At 71.9% G+C, this 17,209-nt stretch carries 18 protein-coding genes and 1 tRNA gene; 4 read left to right on the top strand and 15 right to left on the bottom strand.

Annotated elements, in window-relative coordinates; genetic code table 11:
- Positions 1-115: 115 nt before the first annotated feature.
- Positions 116-1,336 carry an aminotransferase class V-fold PLP-dependent enzyme gene (locus L0965_RS15815; protein WP_101306033.1) on the bottom strand — a complete coding sequence of 407 codons (1,221 nt, stop codon included), beginning with the start codon at positions 1,334-1,336 and terminating at the stop codon, positions 116-118.
- Between the two features lie 31 nt (positions 1,337-1,367).
- Positions 1,368-2,153 (bottom strand): isoprenyl transferase, encoded by a 786-nt coding sequence (locus tag L0965_RS15810; RefSeq protein WP_060959232.1) that lies wholly within the window; start codon positions 2,151-2,153, stop codon positions 1,368-1,370.
- Positions 2,154-2,274: 121 nt separating this feature from the next.
- On the opposite strand from L0965_RS15810, the gene L0965_RS15805 reads away from it, so the two are divergent.
- Entirely contained in the window at positions 2,275-2,979 is a 705-nt protein-coding gene (locus L0965_RS15805; protein ID WP_060959231.1) for a hemolysin III family protein, read from the top strand.
- A gap of 25 nt (positions 2,980-3,004) precedes the next feature.
- On the opposite strand, the gene L0965_RS15800 is transcribed toward L0965_RS15805, so the two are convergent.
- Positions 3,005-3,319: a hypothetical protein gene (locus L0965_RS15800; RefSeq protein WP_061782553.1), complete on the bottom strand. Its 315-nt coding sequence runs from the start codon at positions 3,317-3,319 to the stop codon at positions 3,005-3,007.
- Between the two features lie 63 nt (positions 3,320-3,382).
- Here L0965_RS15800 and L0965_RS15795 point away from each other — a divergent pair, with 63 nt between their 5' ends.
- Complete coding sequence (locus L0965_RS15795; RefSeq protein WP_101306032.1) at positions 3,383-3,787, top strand: DUF4307 domain-containing protein; 405 nt, start codon at positions 3,383-3,385, stop codon at positions 3,785-3,787.
- A 143-nt stretch (positions 3,788-3,930) separates the two neighbouring features.
- On the top strand, positions 3,931-4,419 hold the full coding sequence (gene greA, locus L0965_RS15790; protein ID WP_060959230.1) for a transcription elongation factor GreA: 489 nt from the start codon (positions 3,931-3,933) through the stop codon (positions 4,417-4,419).
- 90 nt (positions 4,420-4,509) lie between these two features.
- Here greA and L0965_RS15785 read toward each other — a convergent pair whose 3' ends face one another.
- The 7 genes from L0965_RS15785 to L0965_RS15755 all read right to left on the bottom strand — a co-directional run bounded on the left by L0965_RS15785 (position 4,510) and on the right by L0965_RS15755 (position 12,105).
- Positions 4,510-5,391 (bottom strand): hypothetical protein, encoded by an 882-nt coding sequence (locus L0965_RS15785; RefSeq protein ID WP_101306031.1) that lies wholly within the window; start codon positions 5,389-5,391, stop codon positions 4,510-4,512.
- Between the two features lie 145 nt (positions 5,392-5,536).
- Positions 5,537-6,763 (bottom strand): threonine ammonia-lyase, encoded by a 1,227-nt coding sequence (gene ilvA / locus L0965_RS15780; protein ID WP_101306030.1) that lies wholly within the window; start codon positions 6,761-6,763, stop codon positions 5,537-5,539.
- Complete coding sequence (locus L0965_RS15775; RefSeq protein ID WP_061782591.1) at positions 6,760-7,959, bottom strand: AI-2E family transporter; 1,200 nt, start codon at positions 7,957-7,959, stop codon at positions 6,760-6,762. The genes ilvA and L0965_RS15775 overlap by 4 nt, the downstream gene beginning before the upstream one ends.
- A 16-nt stretch (positions 7,960-7,975) precedes the next feature.
- Positions 7,976-8,863, bottom strand: a complete 888-nt coding sequence (locus tag L0965_RS15770; protein ID WP_101306029.1) for a M48 family metalloprotease — start codon at positions 8,861-8,863, stop codon at positions 7,976-7,978.
- Between the two features lie 13 nt (positions 8,864-8,876).
- The gene (locus L0965_RS15765; RefSeq protein WP_005052555.1) at positions 8,877-9,443 is read right to left on the bottom strand and encodes a LemA family protein; all 567 of its coding nucleotides are present in this window, start codon (positions 9,441-9,443) and stop codon (positions 8,877-8,879) included.
- A gap of 119 nt (positions 9,444-9,562) precedes the next feature.
- The gene (locus L0965_RS15760; protein WP_101306028.1) at positions 9,563-10,876 is read right to left on the bottom strand and encodes a D-arabinono-1,4-lactone oxidase; all 1,314 of its coding nucleotides are present in this window, start codon (positions 10,874-10,876) and stop codon (positions 9,563-9,565) included.
- Positions 10,873-12,105, bottom strand: a complete 1,233-nt coding sequence (locus tag L0965_RS15755; protein WP_101306027.1) for an alanine racemase — start codon at positions 12,103-12,105, stop codon at positions 10,873-10,875. The genes L0965_RS15760 and L0965_RS15755 overlap by 4 nt, the downstream gene beginning before the upstream one ends.
- An 88-nt stretch (positions 12,106-12,193) precedes the next feature.
- On the opposite strand from L0965_RS15755, the gene L0965_RS15750 reads away from it, so the two are divergent.
- Complete coding sequence (locus L0965_RS15750; RefSeq protein WP_101306026.1) at positions 12,194-13,102, top strand: alpha/beta hydrolase; 909 nt, start codon at positions 12,194-12,196, stop codon at positions 13,100-13,102.
- 14 nt (positions 13,103-13,116) lie between these two features.
- Here L0965_RS15750 and L0965_RS15745 read toward each other — a convergent pair.
- The 5 genes from L0965_RS15745 to L0965_RS15725 all read right to left on the bottom strand — a co-directional run bounded on the left by L0965_RS15745 (position 13,117) and on the right by L0965_RS15725 (position 17,198).
- Positions 13,117-13,189: transfer RNA gene (locus L0965_RS15745), tRNA-Leu, on the bottom strand.
- Between the two features lie 84 nt (positions 13,190-13,273).
- On the bottom strand, positions 13,274-14,755 hold the full coding sequence (locus L0965_RS15740) for an NAD(P)/FAD-dependent oxidoreductase (protein ID WP_101306025.1): 1,482 nt from the start codon (positions 14,753-14,755) through the stop codon (positions 13,274-13,276).
- A gap of 19 nt (positions 14,756-14,774) precedes the next feature.
- On the bottom strand, positions 14,775-16,088 hold the full coding sequence (locus L0965_RS15735; protein ID WP_374198343.1) for a S8 family serine peptidase: 1,314 nt from the start codon (positions 16,086-16,088) through the stop codon (positions 14,775-14,777).
- A 20-nt stretch (positions 16,089-16,108) separates the two neighbouring features.
- Positions 16,109-16,579, bottom strand: a complete 471-nt coding sequence (locus tag L0965_RS15730) for a DUF501 domain-containing protein (protein WP_101307202.1) — start codon at positions 16,577-16,579, stop codon at positions 16,109-16,111.
- Between the two features lie 85 nt (positions 16,580-16,664).
- Positions 16,665-17,198: a septum formation initiator family protein gene (locus tag L0965_RS15725; protein ID WP_101306024.1), complete on the bottom strand. Its 534-nt coding sequence runs from the start codon at positions 17,196-17,198 to the stop codon at positions 16,665-16,667.
- Positions 17,199-17,209: the final 11 nt, after the last annotated feature.

Genomic DNA, 17,209 nt, shown 5'->3' with positions numbered 1-17,209 from the left:
GGCCACGAGTCGTGATGAGGCCGACTCGACCGGGCGCCTTGCCCGATGTGATGACCGTACGGCGGGCGACGCGCCGACGTCATCCACGACACGCCGCGCTGCGGTGTCCGGCGTGTTAATTCGCGGTGTCGGAGCCGACGGCGTCGGCCAGCGCCGGCGGCGCCGGGACGATGTCCGCCTCGGAGAGCGCGAGCGCTCCCGGCGCGGCGTCGATGACGACACGCGTGGCGGCCACCTCGGCGAGGGCGTCGCCGAGCAGACGCAGGCTGTCGGCACCGGTGCCCACGTGCGGCGACACGCGGATGGTGGCGCCGCGCGCGGTCACCGTCACACCGTGGTTCGCGAGGGCGGCCGCGAGCGCGGCGGCGTCGTGCGCGGCGGGCTGGAGGGTGACGATGCCGGCGTGCCGGTCGCGGGGGGTCAGCACCGGTACCGCGTAACGGTCGGCGAGATCCATCACGTCGCGTGCACGCGCGCGCAGCTCCTGGGCGATCGCGGGGATGCCGGCATCCGTCATCTCGCGCAGCGCCGCCGCGAGGCGGCCGGCCGCGAGGGGGTCGGTGGGAGCGACCTGGTACGCCGCCGCGGTCACGAGGGGCGCGGGCACGCCCGGAGTCGTGGCATCCCCCTGCATCCCGGAGATCCCCGACAGGACGGGTTCGATGCGCTCCCGGGCGCGGTCCGAGAAGCGCGCGAAGCCCGTGCCCCGGCCCGCGCGCAGCCACTTGTAGCCGTTCGCGCAGACGACGTCCGCAGCGGCCCAGTCCACCTCGGTGACCCCGAATCCCTGAATCGCGTCGACGATCAGCAGACGGTCACCGATGAGTTCGCGCAGCGCCGCGAGGTCGGCGAGGGCGCCCGTCCGGAAGTCGACGAGGCTCACGCCCACGGCCGTCACGTCGTCGTCGAGCGCCTCCGCGACGGCATCCACCGTCACGATGCCGTCGATCGCGTCGATCTCCCGCACGCTGAGCAGGCCGCGCGCGTCCTGGGCGCGCCGAGCGGTGACCCGGAGCGACGGGAAGTCCTGCGCGGAGACGACCACCGTGCCGGTGAGGCCCTGCATCGTATGGAACAGGCCGTGGGTCGTCGACGGCTGCAGCACGACCTCCTCGGGCGCGCATCCGAGGACGCCCGCCACCAGATCGCGCGCCTCGGTCACACGCGCGGTCACGAGATCGATGCTCGAGCGCCGTCCGCTGCCGAGCAGCTCGGCGTCGGCGCGCATCTCCGCCCGCACCGCCGGGGACAGCGGACCGAAGGCCGCCCAGTCGAGGTATCCCGTCGCGCTGTCGAAGGTCTCGAGGTAGGGCTCCAGGTCGTTCACGTCTGCCATTGTCCCACGCGCCGTGCGCGGGGCCGGGTGCTCAGCCGCCGTAACGGCGGTCGCGGGTGGCGTAGTCGCGGATGGCGCGGAGGAAGTCGACCTCGCGCAGGTCCGGTCCCAGCGCCTCCACGAAGTAGAACTCCGAGTGGGCCGACTGCCAGAGGAGGAAATCGCTCAGCCGCTGCTCGCCGGAGGTGCGGATGACGAGGTCCGGGTCGGCCTGGCCGCCCGTGTAGAGGTGCTCGCCGATCTGCTCCGGCGTGAGGCTGGCCGCCAGCTCTTCGAGCGAGCCGCCGCGCTCGTGATGCTGCGCGATGATGCTGCGCACCGCATCCACGATCTCCCCGCGCCCGCCGTAGCCGACGGCGAGATTGACGTGCAGCCCGGTGTTGCCGGCGGTCCGCTCCTCCGCCGTCCGCAGCACCCGGGCGAGATCGGCCGGGAGGACCTCGGCGCGCCCGACGTGCTGCACGCGCCAGCCGGGTTCGTGCGACAGCTCGTCGGCCAGTTCGGCGATGATCTCGATGAGGTCGGCGAGCTCCTGCGAGTCGCGCTTGGTGAGGTTGTCCGTCGACAGCAGGTAGAGCGAGACGACGCGGATGCCGAGGTCATCGCACCAGCGCAGGAACTCGTGCATCTTCGCGGCCCCGGCACGGTGGCCGTGGGCGACCGTGGTGAAACCCGCCTGGCGTGCCCAGCGGCGGTTGCCGTCGATCATCATCGCCACGTGGTGCGGAACGGTATCGGGGGTCAGCTCACGTCGCAGGCGCGAACTGTAGAGGCGATAGAGGAACCCGCGCCCCTCGCCCGAACCGGTGGGTGTCACGGCCACTACGCTACCGCGCGCACCGCCGTCGTCTCGCGCAGGCGCTATGTGCACGAGCCGGCATACGCGGGCGCGTAGGCTCAGGACCGTGACCCGACACGCAGCCTCCGACGGCGCGGACATGCCCCAGCTTCCCCTCATCGAAGCGGCATCCGTCGGCGCCCAGGTGGAGCTGAAGCCGTCGTGGCGCGGCTGGATCCACGCGGGCACCTTCCCCGTGGCGATCGCCGCGGGTGTCGTGCTCATCGTCCTCGCGCAGGGCGCTCCGGCGAAGTGGGCCGCCGCGGTGTTCATGGCGACCTCGCTGCTCCTGTTCGGGAACTCGGCGCTGTACCACCGCTTCAATTGGGGCCCCACGACGAAGGCCGTCCTCAAGCGCATCGACCACGCGAACATCCTCCTGCTGATCGCCGGCACCTACACGCCGATCGCGGTGCTCGCACTGCCCCCCGGCAAGGGCGCGCTGCTGCTCGTGCTCGTATGGTCCGGTGCCCTTCTCGGCATCCTGTTCCGCGTCTTCTGGATCCACGCGCCCCGCTGGCTGTACGTCGCGCTCTACCTGCTGCTGGGCTGGGCGGCCGTGATGTACCTCGGCGACCTGATGGCGGCGAACCTGGCGATGATGATCCTCGTCATCGTCGGCGGGCTGCTGTACACCGCCGGCGCCGTCGTCTACGCGCTCAAGAAGCCGAACCCGTGGCCCGGCCACTTCGGCTTCCACGAGATCTTCCACGTGTGCACGGTGCTGGCGTTCCTGTGCCACTGGACGGCGTGCCTGCTGATCGCTCTCGATCCGCTCGCCCCCTCGCTCGGCGCGGCCGGCTGAGCGCCGCCGCGCGCGACGGGCGCGGTCAGCGCGACGGCGGGTCGATGTCCTGGTCGTCGGTGTCGCTCGCCTCGACGGCGGCCCGGGCCTGCGCATCGGAGGCCGCGGCCGCGGCGTCGCGCTCGTGGGCGTCGAGCTCCTCGGCGATCTCGGAGCGGTATCCCGCCCGGCGGATGCGGCGGAGCATGTCGACGATGAGGAAGATGACGACGACCGACAGCAGGGCGATGGCGACGAAGCCCGCGAATCCCGGCGTGACGACATCCGGATCGACCGTCATCGTCGGGGTGGGCGTCGCCTCGGCGGCGACGCTCGCGAGTGCGACCGTCAGTGCGTGCATCGTTCCTCTGTTCCGCGCGGAGCGCTTAGCCTGGAAGTCCAGCCTAGAACCTCGGGAAGTGTCATGACCGCGATGCGCACGCAGCAGGAACTCGACGACCGCTACGGACGCGGACGCGGCATCCGCGGGCGCCGGTGGGCCTGGATCGGCGTCGGAGCGCTCGCGATCGCCGTGGTCGGCTACTTCGGGTGGAGCACCTACGCGCAGGCCGCGCAGTCCGTGGACATCGACGTGACCGCGTTCCACCTCGACGACGCGCACAGCGTGACGGTCGACTTCCAGCTCACCCTGCCGCGCGGTGCCGCGGTCGACTGCGTGATCGAGGCGCAGGACACCGAGCACGGCATCGTCGGGTGGAAGGTCGTCTCCTACCCCGCCGACGACGCGCACAGCCGGAGCTTCTCGGAGACCGTCGTGACGACGGCCGAGGCGACGACCGGTTTGGTCCCGTCGTGCTGGATCCCGTAGGCTGATCCGACACACGCGCCCTGGCAGCTGCCGGGGCGTTTGGCTTAGGCCCGCACCGACGGCGCTTCTCCTCGAAGCCGCCGTCGCGCCGCGCGGCCGCACCGACAACGGTCAACGACCACGCTCATCGACAAGGAGACGACGTGCCCGAGAACACGGAGACCTTCCTCACCCAGGACGCCTACGACCGGCTCGCCGCCGAGCTCGAGCACCTGTCGACGACGGGTCGCGAAGAGATCGCCAAGCGCATCGAGGCCGCCCGCGAAGAGGGCGACCTCAAGGAGAACGGCGGCTATCACGCCGCCAAGGACGAGCAGGGCAAGCAGGAGGCGCGCATCCGCACCCTCCAGGCCCTCCTGAAGGATGCCGTCGTCGGCGAGGCGCCGGAGTCTGACGGCACCGTCAAGGGCGGCACCGTCGTCACCGCGATCGTCGCCGGCGGCGAAGAGGTGTTCCTGCTCGGCAGCCGCGAGATCGCGGCCGGTTCGGAGCTCGACGTCTACAGCGAGGCGTCGCCCCTCGGCGCGGCCATCCTGGGCCTGTCCGAGGGCGAGAAGACCTCGTACACGGCCCCCAACGGCCGCGAGATCGCCGTCGAGATCGTCAAGGTCGAGACCTACAACGGTCAGTGACGCCGACGTTTCGGGCGCTTCGAGCGTCCGAAACGGCATCCGCGCGCGTTTCGGGCGCGTGAGGCGACCGAAACTCGTCGGCACGGGCCGCTAGCCGCGCCAGCCGCGGCGCTCGAGGTGCGTGCGGACGCGCGCGACCAGCCGCGCCGGATCGCGCAGGTCGTCGGCATGCGCACGCTCGACGATGTAGCCCAGGCGCTGCAGCTCCCCGATCCGGGTGAGGTCGCGGCGCCACTGGCGCCGGTCATCGGCATGATGGGCCCCTTCGTACTCCACGACCACGCCCCAGGGCGCGAAGAGCAGGTCGACGCGCGCCACCAGGTCTCGGCCGTCGCGGATCTCGGCGTTCACGAGCGGTCGCGGCAGACCCGCGGTCTCCAGCGAGACCCGGATCTGCGACTCCGGGTACGACTCCGCCCCGGGCACCACGAGCGGCCACGCGGCACGCAGGTGCGCGGCGCCGCGCACCCGCGGCGACAGGCCGAGCGCGACCTGCAGCTCGCGGATGGTGCACGCGTCGAGCTCGGGCAGACACAGTCGATCGGCGACGGCGACGAGCGCCGGAACGGACAGCATCCGCGCGAGATCGACCCACGTCCGTGCGGGCGTCGTGACCCGGATGCCGAGCCGCCAGGTGCAGAGCACCGGATCGATGCCGACGCTGACCCCCACCACACCTTCGCCGCGCGGAGCCCGTCCCGGACGCGGCACCGCGAGGTGCAGAAGTCCGTCGTCGGCGTAGGGCGCGGGCAGGTCGAGCCCCCACAGCCGCAGCGCGCTGGGGCCGAACACGAAGACGCCCTCCCCCGCCGCCTCCACGCGGGCCCGGGTCACGTCGACCCACGTCGCGTCGACCGCGGCGCGCAGCCCGCGGAACGGACGCGCCCACTGCGCGCGCGAGCGCAGTGCCGACGCCGCAGTCCCCTGGGCGCGCGCGTGAGCGACGGTGAACGCGCGCGGCAGCTCGGACATGACTCGAGGATGCCGCAGCATCCCCCGCCCCATCTCTCCCCGTCCACAGGAGCCGACTGCGGCCCGCGTTTCGGTCGCTTCGAGCGCCCGAAACGGCATCCACGCGCGCTTCGGGCGCGTGAGGCGACCGAAACTCGCGGGGAGCTCAGTCCTGCGCGACGCGGGGGCGGAAGCCCGCTTCCTCGAGCACGCTGATGACGTGGGCGCGGTGCTCCTGACCGCGCGTCTCGACGCTGAGCTGGAGGATCACCTCGCTGATCTGCAGCCCCTGGCCGTGGCGCGTGTGCAGCACCTCGATCACGTTCGCGCCGGCGATCGCCAGCAGCTCCGACACCCGCGCGAGCTGGCCCGGACGATCCGGCAGCGGCACCTGCAGCGTCATGTACCGACCGGATGCCGCGAGTCCGTGCGCCACGACACGCTGCAGCAGCAGCGGGTCGATGTTGCCGCCTGACAGGATCACGGCGGTCGGCCCGCTCGCGACGATCTTCCCGGCCAGGATCGCGGCCACGCCGACGGCTCCGGCGGGCTCGACGACCTGCTTCGCGCGTTCGAGCAGCACCAGCAGGGCCCGCGCGATGTCGTCGTCGCTGACCGTCACGACCTCGTCGACCAGCTCGCTGATCACCTCGAAGGGCACGTCACCGGGGCGCGCGACGGCGATGCCGTCCGCGATCGTCGGGGTCGTGTCGACCGTGAGGGGCACCCCCGCGGCAAGAGAGGACGGGTAGGCGGCGGAGTTCTCCGCCTGCACGCCGATCACCCGGACCGTGCGGCCCTCGAGCGCGGCGCGGGCCTTCACCGCGGCGGCGACGCCCGCGACCAGGCCTCCCCCGCCGATGCCGACCACGACGGTGTCGAGGTCGGGCACGGCATCCCAGACCTCCAGGCCCAGTGTCCCCTGACCGACGATGACATCGCGGTGGTCGTAGGGGTGGATCATCACGGCGCCGGTGCGCTCGGCGAACTCTGCGGCGAGGCGCAGCGGCGTCTCGACCGTCGCCCCCTCCAGCACCACCTCGGCGCCGTATCCGCGGGTGGCGAGCAGCTTGGGCACCGGGACGCCGAGCGGCATGAAGATCGTCGCCGGGATGCCGAGCTTCTGGGCGGCCAGGGCGACGCCCTGGGCGTGGTTTCCCGCCGAGGCGGCGACGACGCCGCGCGCACGCTCCTCCGCGCTCAGCCGCGACAGACGGTAGGTCGCGCCGCGGATCTTGAACGATCCGGTGCGCTGGAGGTTCTCGAGCTTGAGGTACACCGGCGCACCCAGCACCTCCGTGAGGTGCTCGGAGACGTCGAAGGGGGTCTTCACGATGACGTCGCGGAGGACGGCGGCGGCGTCCTCGAGTTCCGCCAGGGTCGGGAGGGTCACGCGGTCTTCTTCCTGCTGCGGGGAACGGTGCTCCAGATGAGGTCGGCGCTGTCGGGTGGCAGCGCCCCGTTCTCGGTTCGACGCCCCAGATAGACGGCGACGACGTTCACGAAGGCGGCGAGGGGCACCGCGAAGAGGGCGCCCGGGATGCCGGCGATCATGGCTCCCCCGGTGACGACGAGGACCACGGCCAGCGGGTGCACCTTGACGGCGGACCCCATCAGCAGCGGCTGCAGGACGTGTCCCTCCAGCTGCTGGACGGCGAGCACCACCACCAGCATCCACAGCGCGATCCACGGTCCGTTGTAGACGAGGGCGAGGAAGACGGCCAGCGCTCCGGTGACGATCGCACCGACGAAGGGGACGAAGGCGCCGAGGAAGACGAGGACGCCGATCGGGATCGCCAGCGGAACGCCCAGCAGGAAGGCGCCGAGCGCGATGCCGGTCGCGTCGATGGTCGCGACCAGCAGCTGGGTGCGGGCGTAGGTGACGACCGTCCGCCATCCCGCGCGACCCGCGCCGTCGACCTCGCTGCGCGCGCGGCGCGGGAAGAGCCGCACGACCCACCGCCAGATGCCGGCGCCGTCCGCCAGCGTGCACAGCAGGATGAACAGCGCGAGCACGGCGCCGGTGACCACGTGCCCGACCGTGGAGCCCACGACGAGGGCACCCGACCACAGCAGCTCCGCCTGCTGCTGCAGGAAGGTCCACGCCTGCGCGAGGAGGTCGTCGATCTGCTGGGCGGTCAGGTGCAGGGGGCCGTCGATCAGGTAGTCGCGGAACTGGCCGATCGCCTCCGTCGTGCGCGCCTGCACGCTCGCCCACTCGCGGGTGATCTGCCAGACGGCGAGCCACAGGAGCCCCCCGATCACGCCGATCGTGCCGATGACGGCGATCACGATCGCGAGCCATCGCGGCACGCCGCGGCGCAGCATCCACGTGAACACGGGCCAGAGCAGCGCCGTGATCAGGATGGAGACGAGCAGCGGGATGACGAGGAGCTTCAGCTGGATGACGAGCCAGATGAGGATGCCGGCGGCCGCCGCGATCACGACGAACCGCCAGGCGTAGGCGGTCGCGACGCGCAGTCCGCGCGGCAGTCCGCGGTCGATGTCCGAGGCGACCGTCCGCTCGCGCAGGGCGTCGAGGAACGACCCGCGTGGTGCGGAGCCGGGTGTGTCGTCGGAACCGCTCATCCCGCCAGTCTAAGACTCAGAACCGTCCGCCCATCTCCTCCAGACGGGCGATGCGATCGGGGATCGGCGGATGCGTCGCGAACATGCGCTGCACCGCTCCGGGGCGCAGCGGGTCGCTGATCCACAGGTGCGCCATCGAGGTGTTCGCCTTGGCGAGCGGCCGCCCGTACTCACCGAGCTTGGCGAGCGCGGACGCGAGCGCGTCGGGGTCGCGGGTGGTCAGCGCGCTCGTCGCGTCGGCCAGGTACTCGCGCTGGCGGGAGATCGCCGCCTGCACGAGGGCGGCCAGCAGCGGCGCGACGATGGCGGCCACGACGCCGAAGATCAGGAAGACCAGCTGCGACTGGTTGTTGCCGCCGCGACGGCCGCCCCCGAAGAAGGCGATGCGCAGCAGGATGTCGGCGACGAGGCCGACGGCGACGACGAGGCCGAAGACGACGAGCGACACCCGGATGTCGTAGTTGCGGATGTGGCCGAGCTCGTGGCCGAGCACGCCCTCCAGCTCACGGTCGGTCATGAGCTCGAACAGCCCGGTGGTGACCGTGATCGCGGCCCGATCGGGCGTGCGTCCGGTGGCGAACGCGTTGGGGGCGGGATCCTCCACGACGTACAGCGCCGGCATGGGGGTGCCGGTGGAGATGCAGAGGTTCTCGACGAGGCGGTGGTAGCGGGGGGCCTGCTCCTTCGTCACCGGCTGGGCCCCCGACAGCGCGAGCGCCTCCCGATCGGCGACGAAATACTGCACCGTGGCGTAGCCCGCGGAGCCGAGCAGCACGAAGGCGGTGATCCACCAGTTGTTGCCCGCGAGCCAGCCGGCGGCGAGACCGATGAGTCCGAGCACGACGACGAAGCCGGCCAGGATCAGCCAGGTGTTGCGCTTGTTGCGTGCGATCGCGGAGTACATGCCGCGCGCGCGTTCAGAACTGGATGCGCGGCGGCTCGGCGATGGCGGCGCCGTCGACGACCTCGAAGAACTCCCGCTCGTGGAAGCCGAGGTTCCGGGCGAACATGTTGTTCGGGAACACCTTGATCTTGGTGTTGAGCTCGCGCACACCACCGTTGTAGAACCGGCGCGACGCCTGGATCTTGTCCTCGGTGTCGACGATCGACTGCTGGAGCTGGAGGAAGTTCTGGCTCGCCTGCAGCTGCGGGTAGGCCTCTGCCACGGCGAACAGCGACTTCAGCGCCTGCTGCATGTGCCCCTCGGCGACGCCGGCCTCCGCGGGCGAGCCCGCGGTGAGGGTCTCGGCGCGCGCGCGGGTGACGTTCTCGAAGACCGCCTTCTCATGCGCGGCGTAGCCCTTGACCGTCTCGATGAGGTTCGGGAGCAGGTCGGCGCGACGCTTGAGCTGCACAGTGATGTCGCTCCAGGCCTCGTCGACGCGCACGCCGAGCGCCACCAGCGAGTTGTACGTCGCCCACAGATAGATTCCGGCGATCACCACCAGAGCGACGACGATCAGGACCGGGATCAGCCATTCCATACGACTCCCATCGACTGAGGCTCATCCTATCGGCGTCGCGGCGTCCCGCGTCGGCCCCGACCCCCACTCCCAGGCGTTCCCCACCTCGCGCACCCGCGCCGCGCGCGCGGCCGACGCGATCAGGCGCCGAGGATCCGGTCCAGGTAGGGGTTGCGGAACATGCGCCCGGGATCGAGTCGCTCGCGCAGGGCGACGAAGTCGTCGAAGCGGGGGTAGCGGCTCCGTAGGGTCGCCGCATCCAGGGTGTGGAGCTTCCCCCAGTGCGGACGTCCGTCGTGATCGAGCATGATCTGCTCGACCGCCTCGAAGTAGGCGCGATGATCGGCCCGCCAGTACCGATGCACCGCGATGTACCCGCTGTCGCGGCCGTGGGCCGTCGACAGCCAGCGGTCGTCGCCGGCGGCGACCCGCACCTCGATCGGGAACTCCACACGCCACCCGCGCGCGTCGACGAGCGCGCGTACGGCGCGGACGGCCGAGCCCAGGTGCTCGATCGGCACCGCGTACTCCATCTCGCGGAAGCGCACCCCGCGGCTCGTCGCGAACACGCGGTGCGAGGCGTCGGAGAACTCGCGGTCTCCCCACACCCGTGCCGACAGCCGATTGATGCCGGGGACGAGGGCCGGGACCGTCCGACCGACGGAGCAGGCCAGCTGGTGCACGCCGTTGCCGACGACCACGTCGTCGATCACCCGCGACACGATCGACAGCGGCGCGGTGGGCGCATCGGCGGCGAGCCGGGTGTTCGTCTTGGTGAGGGCGACGTCGGTGTGCGGGAACCAGTAGAACTCGAAATGGTCGGCGTCGCGCATCCGCGCATCCAGCGCGCCGAGCACCGCGTCGAGGTCCTCGGGGCGCTCCTCGGCGTGCAGGCCGAAGGCGGGCACGCACTGCAGTGTGACGTCGACGAGGATGCCGAGGGCACCCAGACCGAGGGCGACGGCGGGCAGCAGCTCGGGCTCGTGGTCCTCGTCGACGGTGAGCAGCTCGCCGTCGGCGGTGACGAGCGTCGCGGCCACCACCTGGGTCGCGAGCCCGCCGAAGCCCAGACCCGTCCCGTGGGTGCCGGTCGAGACGGCTCCCGCGATGGACTGCCGGTCGATGTCGCCCAGGTTGGCCATCGCGAGTCCGTAGGGCGCGAGAAGGGCGGGGATCCGGTGCAGCCGTGTGCCGGCGAGGAGCCGGGCCCTCCCCCGGTCGCGGTCGACGGAGACCAGGCCCGAGAGCTCCGTGAGCTCCAGCAGGGTTCCCGGCGCGACGGCGATGCCGGTGAAGCTGTGTCCCGCGCCCACCGCCTTCACGGCTCGTCCGCGGGCGGCGGCCGAGCGCACCGAGCGTCGGACGGCCTCCACGGTCGTCGGGTACTCGACCAGCTGCGGACGGACCCGTTCGGTGCGCGCCCAGTTCTGCCATGTGCCGCCCGGTCGTGTCACAGGAAGCTCTTCCCTTCGCCGCGGTACGTCGGCGCTTCGCCCACGAGGCGATCGCCGAGGGTGAAGTGGTAGCGGTCGACGCGCTCGGCGAGCTCGCCGCTCTTGGCGTGTCGGAACCACACGCGATCCCCCACCGCCAGGCCGCGGGCAGCATCGCCCTGCAACGGGGTCTGCACCTCTCCGGCGCCCTCGCGCGCGAGGGTCTTGAGGCCCGGCGGCCACACCGGGAGGGGCTGACGCGAGGCCACGGGCGGTCCCGACGCGATCCACCCGCCGCCGAGCACCACGGCGATGTCCGCGGTGGGCTTTCGGACCACCTCGAGGGCGAACGCCGCCGCGGGCGCCGGGTCGAACGCGCGGTATCCGTCGAAGAGGTGCCCGGCGAGCAGGCCGCTGCCGGCCGTCGTCTCGGTGACCGCGAGGTCGGCCGAGGTCGACTCGAGCGAGCCCGTGCCGCCGCCGTTGACGAACTCGAGCGGTGCGATCTCCCGCAGTGCGGCGACGATGGCCCCGCGACGCTCGACGAGCTCGCTGCGCGATCTGCCCTGCATCCATCTGATGACGGCGTCGCCCGAGCCGGTCGCGTCGGGCTGTCCGGCGATCTGGGCCTCGTACATCATCAGCCCGACGAGGCGGAAGCCGGGTCGGCGCGTGATCGCGCGTGCGAGACGGGCGACCTCGGCGGGCTCGTGCACGGGCGAGCGTCGCACACCGATGTGTCCGAGCACCGGAGACCGCCAGGAGGCGTCCGCGTCGATCGCGACGCGGAGCGTCGCGCGGGAGGCGGGCGAGGCCACGGCATCCACCACGTCGAGTTGCGCGAGGTCGTCGACCATCAGCGTGATGCGGGCGGCCGCCTCCTCGTCGTGCACGAGCGCGGCCAGCGCGGCCCGGTCGACGGTCGGGTACCCGAGCACCACGTCGTCGTGGTCGCGGGCGAGCCAGAGCGCTTCCGGCAGGGTGAACGCGAGGATGCCGCGGAAGCCCGCGATCGCGAGCGTCGCATCGAGCACCTCGCGCACGCGGATCGACTTGCTCGCCACGCGGATGGGAACGCCTCCGGAGCGCACGACGAGGTCCATCGCGTTGAAGCGCAACGCGTCGAGGTCGATCGTCGCCACGGGCCCGGACAGCTCCGCGATCGCCGCGGAGCGTGCCGCCCAGGAGGCCGACGGATCGCGCCGCGCATCGTCGGACTGCAGGCGCAGGCTCAGGAGGTCGAGGCTCATCTGATCGGGGCTCCTTCGCGCGTGAGGGCACCAGCCTAGATGACACGCGGTGTCATCGACAGCGGAACCCGGACGTTAGTCTCGACGCGTGACCCTGCTCATGAAGCTCACCGTCGGCGCGCTGTGGCTCACGTCCGGGCGGACGCGTCGTGACCTCTCCGGTGCAGAGTATCTGTCCCGGGTCGATCCGCAGCGCACCTTCGCCCCGCCGCCGCGGGATGCCGGCGCGTTCGGGCTTCTGACGGAGAGCACGGTCGCGGGTTCGACGGTGCTGCGCTGGCAGCCGCACGATCACGTCGTCGGACGCGAACTGATCTACCTGCCCGGCGGCGGGTTCGTGAGCCCGATGGTCCGCGAGCACTGGTGGATCGTCCAGCGCATCATGACGGCCACGCGCGCCGCCCTCACGATCGCTCCGTATCCGCTCACGCCGGAGCACACCGTCGACGAGGCGGAGGCGTTCATCGACGCGGTCTACGACGAGGTGGCGCACCGCCCCACCACCAGGGAGATCTTCGTGGCGGGCGACTCCGCCGGGGGCAACGTCGCGACGACGTTGGCTCTGCGCGTCCGCGACACCCATCGGCATCCGCTCGACGGACTGATCCTGCTGGCGCCGTGGGTCGACCCGACCATGCGCACGGCCGGAGCCTGGCAGCGGGAACGGCGCGACCCCACTCTGCGCTGCACCGGTCTGCGCGCTGCGGCCGGGGCGTGGGCCGGCACGCGCGACCTCCGGGATCCCTCGATCAGCCCGATCGACGACACCCTTGCAGGGCTGGCTCCGACGATCGTCTTACAGGGCGCCAACGACGTATTCCACGACGATGCCGTCGCGTTCGTCGCGAAGGCGCGGTCTGCGGGATCGCCCGCGCGCATCGTCGTGGCCGGCGACGGCTTCCACGTCTATCCGGGGGCGCACTGGACCCGCGAGGCACGCGCGGCGTACGAGCTCATCGGCCGTTTCGTGGCCGACCCGCGCGGCGTCGCCGGCTGATCGTCTCCGTCCCGTACCCCCGGTGGGACTCGAACCCACACTGAAGCGATTTTAAGTCGCCTGCCTCTGCCGTTGGGCTACGGGGGCCCGCTCCCAGCGTAGCGACGCCGCACGCAGCGGACCCCCACACCGCGGGGCGGGTGGGGGTCCGGTGCGTGCGAAACGGATGCCTCAGCTGGCGGCGGAAGCCTTCTCCTCGACCTTGGGCTCCGCGGCGGCGCTCTTCTCCGCGGCGACCGACTTGGGGTCGATCGCGGGTGCGGCGGGAGCGGCGGCCGGTGCGGCCGGGCGCGGCCGGGAGGCGAACTCCTCGAAGACGTAGCGCGGGTTCTGGACGGTCTGCAGCGAGACGTTGTCGCGACGCAGCCAGAAGTTGTGCCACCAGTCGCCGATCACACGCCACTTGCGCTCCCACGACGGCATCGCGAGACCGTGGTAGCCGCGGTGGGCGCACCAGGCGATGAAGCCCTTGAGGGCGAGGTTGCCCGACTGGAACACGCCGTTGTAGAGGCCGAGGCCGGCGACGGCGCCCAGGTTGTGGTGGATGTACTCGCGCGGCACCTCGTCGCGCAGGACGGCGACGAGGTTCTTCGCGAGCAGCTTCGCCTGACGCACGGCGTGCTGGGCGTTCGGCACGCAGTAGCCGCCGACGCCCTTGCCGGTCAGGTCGGGGACGGCCGACACGTCTCCGGCGGCCCACGCGCCCTCGACGATCTCTTCCGGGGTGCCCACGCGCAGGTCGGCGCGCGTGCGGATGCGGCCGCGCTCCTCCACCGGCAGGTCGCTGCCGCGCACCACCGTGGGGTTCGCCATGACGCCGGCCGTCCAGATGATCAGGTCGGTCGGGATGGTCTCACCTGTGGAGAGCTCGACGTTGCCGTCGACGGCGCCGGTCACCTGCGTGTCGAGGTGGACGTTCGCACCGCGCTTGGCGAGGTCCTTGAGCACCCACTCGCTCGTCTTGAGCGACACCTCGGGCATGATGCGACCCATCGCCTCGATGAGGTGGAAGTGGGTGTCCTCGAAGCGCAGCTGCGGGTAGTCCTTGAGCAGCGAGGACGCCAGCGCACGGGTCTCGGCGAACACCTCGATGCCGGCGAAGCCGCCGCCGACGACGACGACGGTCAGCAGACGGTCGCGCTCGGGGCCCGCGGGCAGGTTCGCGGCGCGGTCGAAGTTGGTGAGGATGCGGTCGCGGACGGCGACGGCCTCCTCGATCGTCTTCAGGCCGATCGCGTTCTCGGCGATGCCGGGGATCGGGAAGGTGCGCGAGACGGCACCCGCGGTCACGACGATCTGGTCGTAGCTCTCCTGCCACGGCTCGCCCTCGGCGGGCGTGATGGTCGCCGTGCGGGTGGCGTGGTCGATGCCGGTGACCTTCGCGGTGACGATGCGCGTCTTCTTCAGGTGACGGCGCAGCCCCACGATGACGTGACGGGCCTCGATCTCACCGGCGGCCACCTCGGGGAGGAAGGGCTGGTACGTCATGTACGGCAGCGGGTCGACGACCGTGACCTCCGCCTCGCCCTTGCGCAGGTGCTTCTCGAGCTTCCAGGCGGTGTAGAAGCCGGCGTAGCCGCCGCCGACGATGAGGATCTTGGGAACGGCCCCGTGTGAGGACGTGGCGGCCGTGCTGGTCTCTGCGTGGGTCACAGGGGAAGTACTCCTTGAATCAACGGCTCGGAGTACGAGGTGCGCGCTCCGATCTGATGCGCCGGGCAGCAGCAGTGACACCGAGCGCGACCAGTATAGCCGTCAGGGTGACCCCGACGAGCGGTACCGTCCCGTAGCGCAGGGTGTCGGCGCTGGGCAGCAGCGGCGAGCGACGTTCGAGCGTCTCCGCCTGCGGGAGCTGTTCGATGACGACCGGCGTCGAGGTGGGGGTGGGCTGGGGCCCGGCGTCGGCGCGGCGGTAGAGCCGCACCCACTCCGCGAGGCTCCCCATGGGGTTGGCGTCGACCTCGGCGACCGCCGCACCGACGGCCGCGTTGGCGTCGATGAGTCCGTAGCCGTATTTCTCGTCGGGGACCTTGGTCGACCCGGCCGCGGGGCGTGCGGTCTTGATGATGCGGTTGATGACGTTGTCGGCGTTCAGCTCGGGGTGCGCCGAGCGGACGAGCGCGGCGATCCCCGCCACGATGGGCGCCGCGCCGCTCGTGCCGTCCCAGACGACCAGCTGCCCGTCGGCGGAGACGCCGAGAAGCTGTTCGCTCGGCGCCGAGATGCCGATCGTGATCCCCTGGGTCGAGGCGCGCTCGCTCGCGACGCCGGCGCGGTTGACGCCGCCGACGGTCAGCACTCCGGGGATGGTGGCGGGGGCACCGACCTCCTCCGTGCCGCTGCCCTTGTTCCCCGCCGCGACCACGACGACGACGTCGTGGTCGAAGGCGTACTGGAAGGCGTCGTCCCAGGAGGTGTCCCAGGTGAGCGTGTTCGTCGTGAACGACAGGTTGATGATGTCGGCCCCGTGGTCGACGGCCCACACCATCGCGTCGGCCACCTGCTGGACGAACGGCACGGAGGATGCCGCACCGAACCCGATCGACAGGGACAGCAGGTCCGCCTCGGGAGCCACGCCGATCATGCCGGTGTCGGCGCCGGTCCCCCGCGCCGCGGCGAGCGAGGCCACCCAGCTGCCGTGGTTCGCATCGACGGCACCGACGGGGGTGCGACCGTCCGAGGAACCCGCTCCTGAGAAGTCCGCGCCGCCGACCACGGCGCCGGAGAACTCGACGGGCGACCGCCCGATCCCGGTGTCGATCACGGCGATCGTCGTGCCCTTGCCGCGGGTGGTCTGCCAGGCGGAGCGGATGCCGTACTCGTCCAGCCAGTACTCCGCGGCGCGTGCCGGGTCGGTGACGGCCGGTGTCGACACCGAGGCGGCCGCCGGGGTCCCGACCACGGCGGCGGCCGTGGCCGGGGTCGCCGCACCGGCGGCGGACCCGTCGATCAGCACGACGAGTGCGAACGCCGCGGCCACGCCCAGCGCCCGATGTGCGCCGCGCGTCACGGGGCGCTCCGCGGCACGACGCACGTGCACCGCGTGGGCGACCAGTCACCGCGGGCGAGGGCGAGGTCGCCGATCGGGTTGACGCCCGGCCCCGCGGCCAGCGCATGACCCGCCAGGGCGTGCAGGCACTTCACGCGTGTCGGCATCCCGCCCGCCGAGATGCCCGCGATCTCGGGGACCTCGCCGTAGACGGCGCGGTCGGCGAGATATGCGGCGTGGGCGGCCGCGTAGGCGGCGGCGACGTCGGGGTCGGTCTCGAGCATGGCGGCCAGCTCCGGCATGACCTGGGTCGCCTCGAGCGCCGACATGGCCGCCGTCGCGCCCGGGTGCGTCAGGTAGTAGAACGTGGGGAACGGTGTGCCGTCCGGAAGGCGCGGCTCGGTGGCGACGACGGTGGGATTGCCGCACACGCACCGCGCGGCGATGCCGACGACACCGCGCATCGGCCGCCCCAGCTGGGCGCGCATGACCTCGAGGTCGGCGTCGGAGGCAGGAGTCAGGGCGGGGTGCGACACCCGTCCAGGGTACCGGGGCGCGCTGACCGACTGCTGATCAGCCGGCGGGATCGGTCGGCGTCACGGTCGCCGTCTGGGCGAGTCCGGCGCCCGCGATCGAGCGCACGAGCTGCGCCATCCAGTCGGTGCGCGTCTCCTGCACCTGCGCGCTCACCGCGGACTGCTCCTGCGGGATCGCCGTGGCGGGCAGGTCGTTGTCGACGAGGTAGACCACCTCGCCGGGGCGCACGTAGTACAGCCGCTCGCGCGCCTGCGACGTGACGTAGGCGGGGTCGTTCCAGCGGTCCTTCTGCTGCTGCAGCGCCGCGACGTCGGCCTCCGTGACCTGGACGGAGTGCGTGAGCGCGGCGATCTGCTGGCGCTGGCCCAGATAGGTGCCGACCGTGGGCACGAGCGTGAACACCGCGAGGACGACGAGTCCCAGCATGATGACCATGAAGGCCGAGAAACGGATGCCGCCGGCCCAGGCCCGCACGTCGACGCGCCCCCGCGTCCCGTCGGGCGTCGCGGGGCGCCGTCCGGGACGGGAAGAGGGAGCCGGCGCGTCGCGCACGGCTCCCTCTCTCGTCATGGGGTCCAGCC

This window comes from Microbacterium sp. NFH-22A-Y (genome assembly GCF_021401375.1).
In the GTDB taxonomy this organism is placed as follows: domain Bacteria; phylum Actinomycetota; class Actinomycetes; order Actinomycetales; family Microbacteriaceae; genus Microbacterium; species Microbacterium hominis.
This window is presented reverse-complemented; position numbering and strand designations above follow the sequence as displayed.

What these genes read in the sequence shown, in the direction of transcription:
- L0965_RS15770 (WP_101306029.1), bottom strand. Translation starts at nt 8,863, where the DNA reads ATGTACTCCGCGATCGCACGCAACAAGCGCAACACCTGGCTGATCCTG.
- L0965_RS15730 (WP_101307202.1), bottom strand. Translation starts at nt 16,579, where the DNA reads ATGCGCGCCCAGCTGGGGCGGCCGATGCGCGGTGTCGTCGGCATCGCC.
- L0965_RS15785 (WP_101306031.1), bottom strand. Translation starts at nt 5,391, where the DNA reads ATGTCCGAGCTGCCGCGCGCGTTCACCGTCGCTCACGCGCGCGCCCAG.
- L0965_RS15815 (WP_101306033.1), bottom strand. Translation starts at nt 1,336, where the DNA reads ATGGCAGACGTGAACGACCTGGAGCCCTACCTCGAGACCTTCGACAGC.
- L0965_RS15805 (WP_060959231.1), top strand. Translation starts at nt 2,275, where the DNA reads ATGCCCCAGCTTCCCCTCATCGAAGCGGCATCCGTCGGCGCCCAGGTG.
- L0965_RS15795 (WP_101306032.1), top strand. Translation starts at nt 3,383, where the DNA reads ATGACCGCGATGCGCACGCAGCAGGAACTCGACGACCGCTACGGACGC.
- L0965_RS15755 (WP_101306027.1), bottom strand. Translation starts at nt 12,105, where the DNA reads ATGAGCCTCGACCTCCTGAGCCTGCGCCTGCAGTCCGACGATGCGCGG.
- L0965_RS15765 (WP_005052555.1), bottom strand. Translation starts at nt 9,443, where the DNA reads ATGGAATGGCTGATCCCGGTCCTGATCGTCGTCGCTCTGGTGGTGATC.
- L0965_RS15775 (WP_061782591.1), bottom strand. Translation starts at nt 7,959, where the DNA reads ATGAGCGGTTCCGACGACACACCCGGCTCCGCACCACGCGGGTCGTTC.
- L0965_RS15800 (WP_061782553.1), bottom strand. Translation starts at nt 3,319, where the DNA reads ATGCACGCACTGACGGTCGCACTCGCGAGCGTCGCCGCCGAGGCGACG.
- L0965_RS15725 (WP_101306024.1), bottom strand. Translation starts at nt 17,198, where the DNA reads ATGACGAGAGAGGGAGCCGTGCGCGACGCGCCGGCTCCCTCTTCCCGT.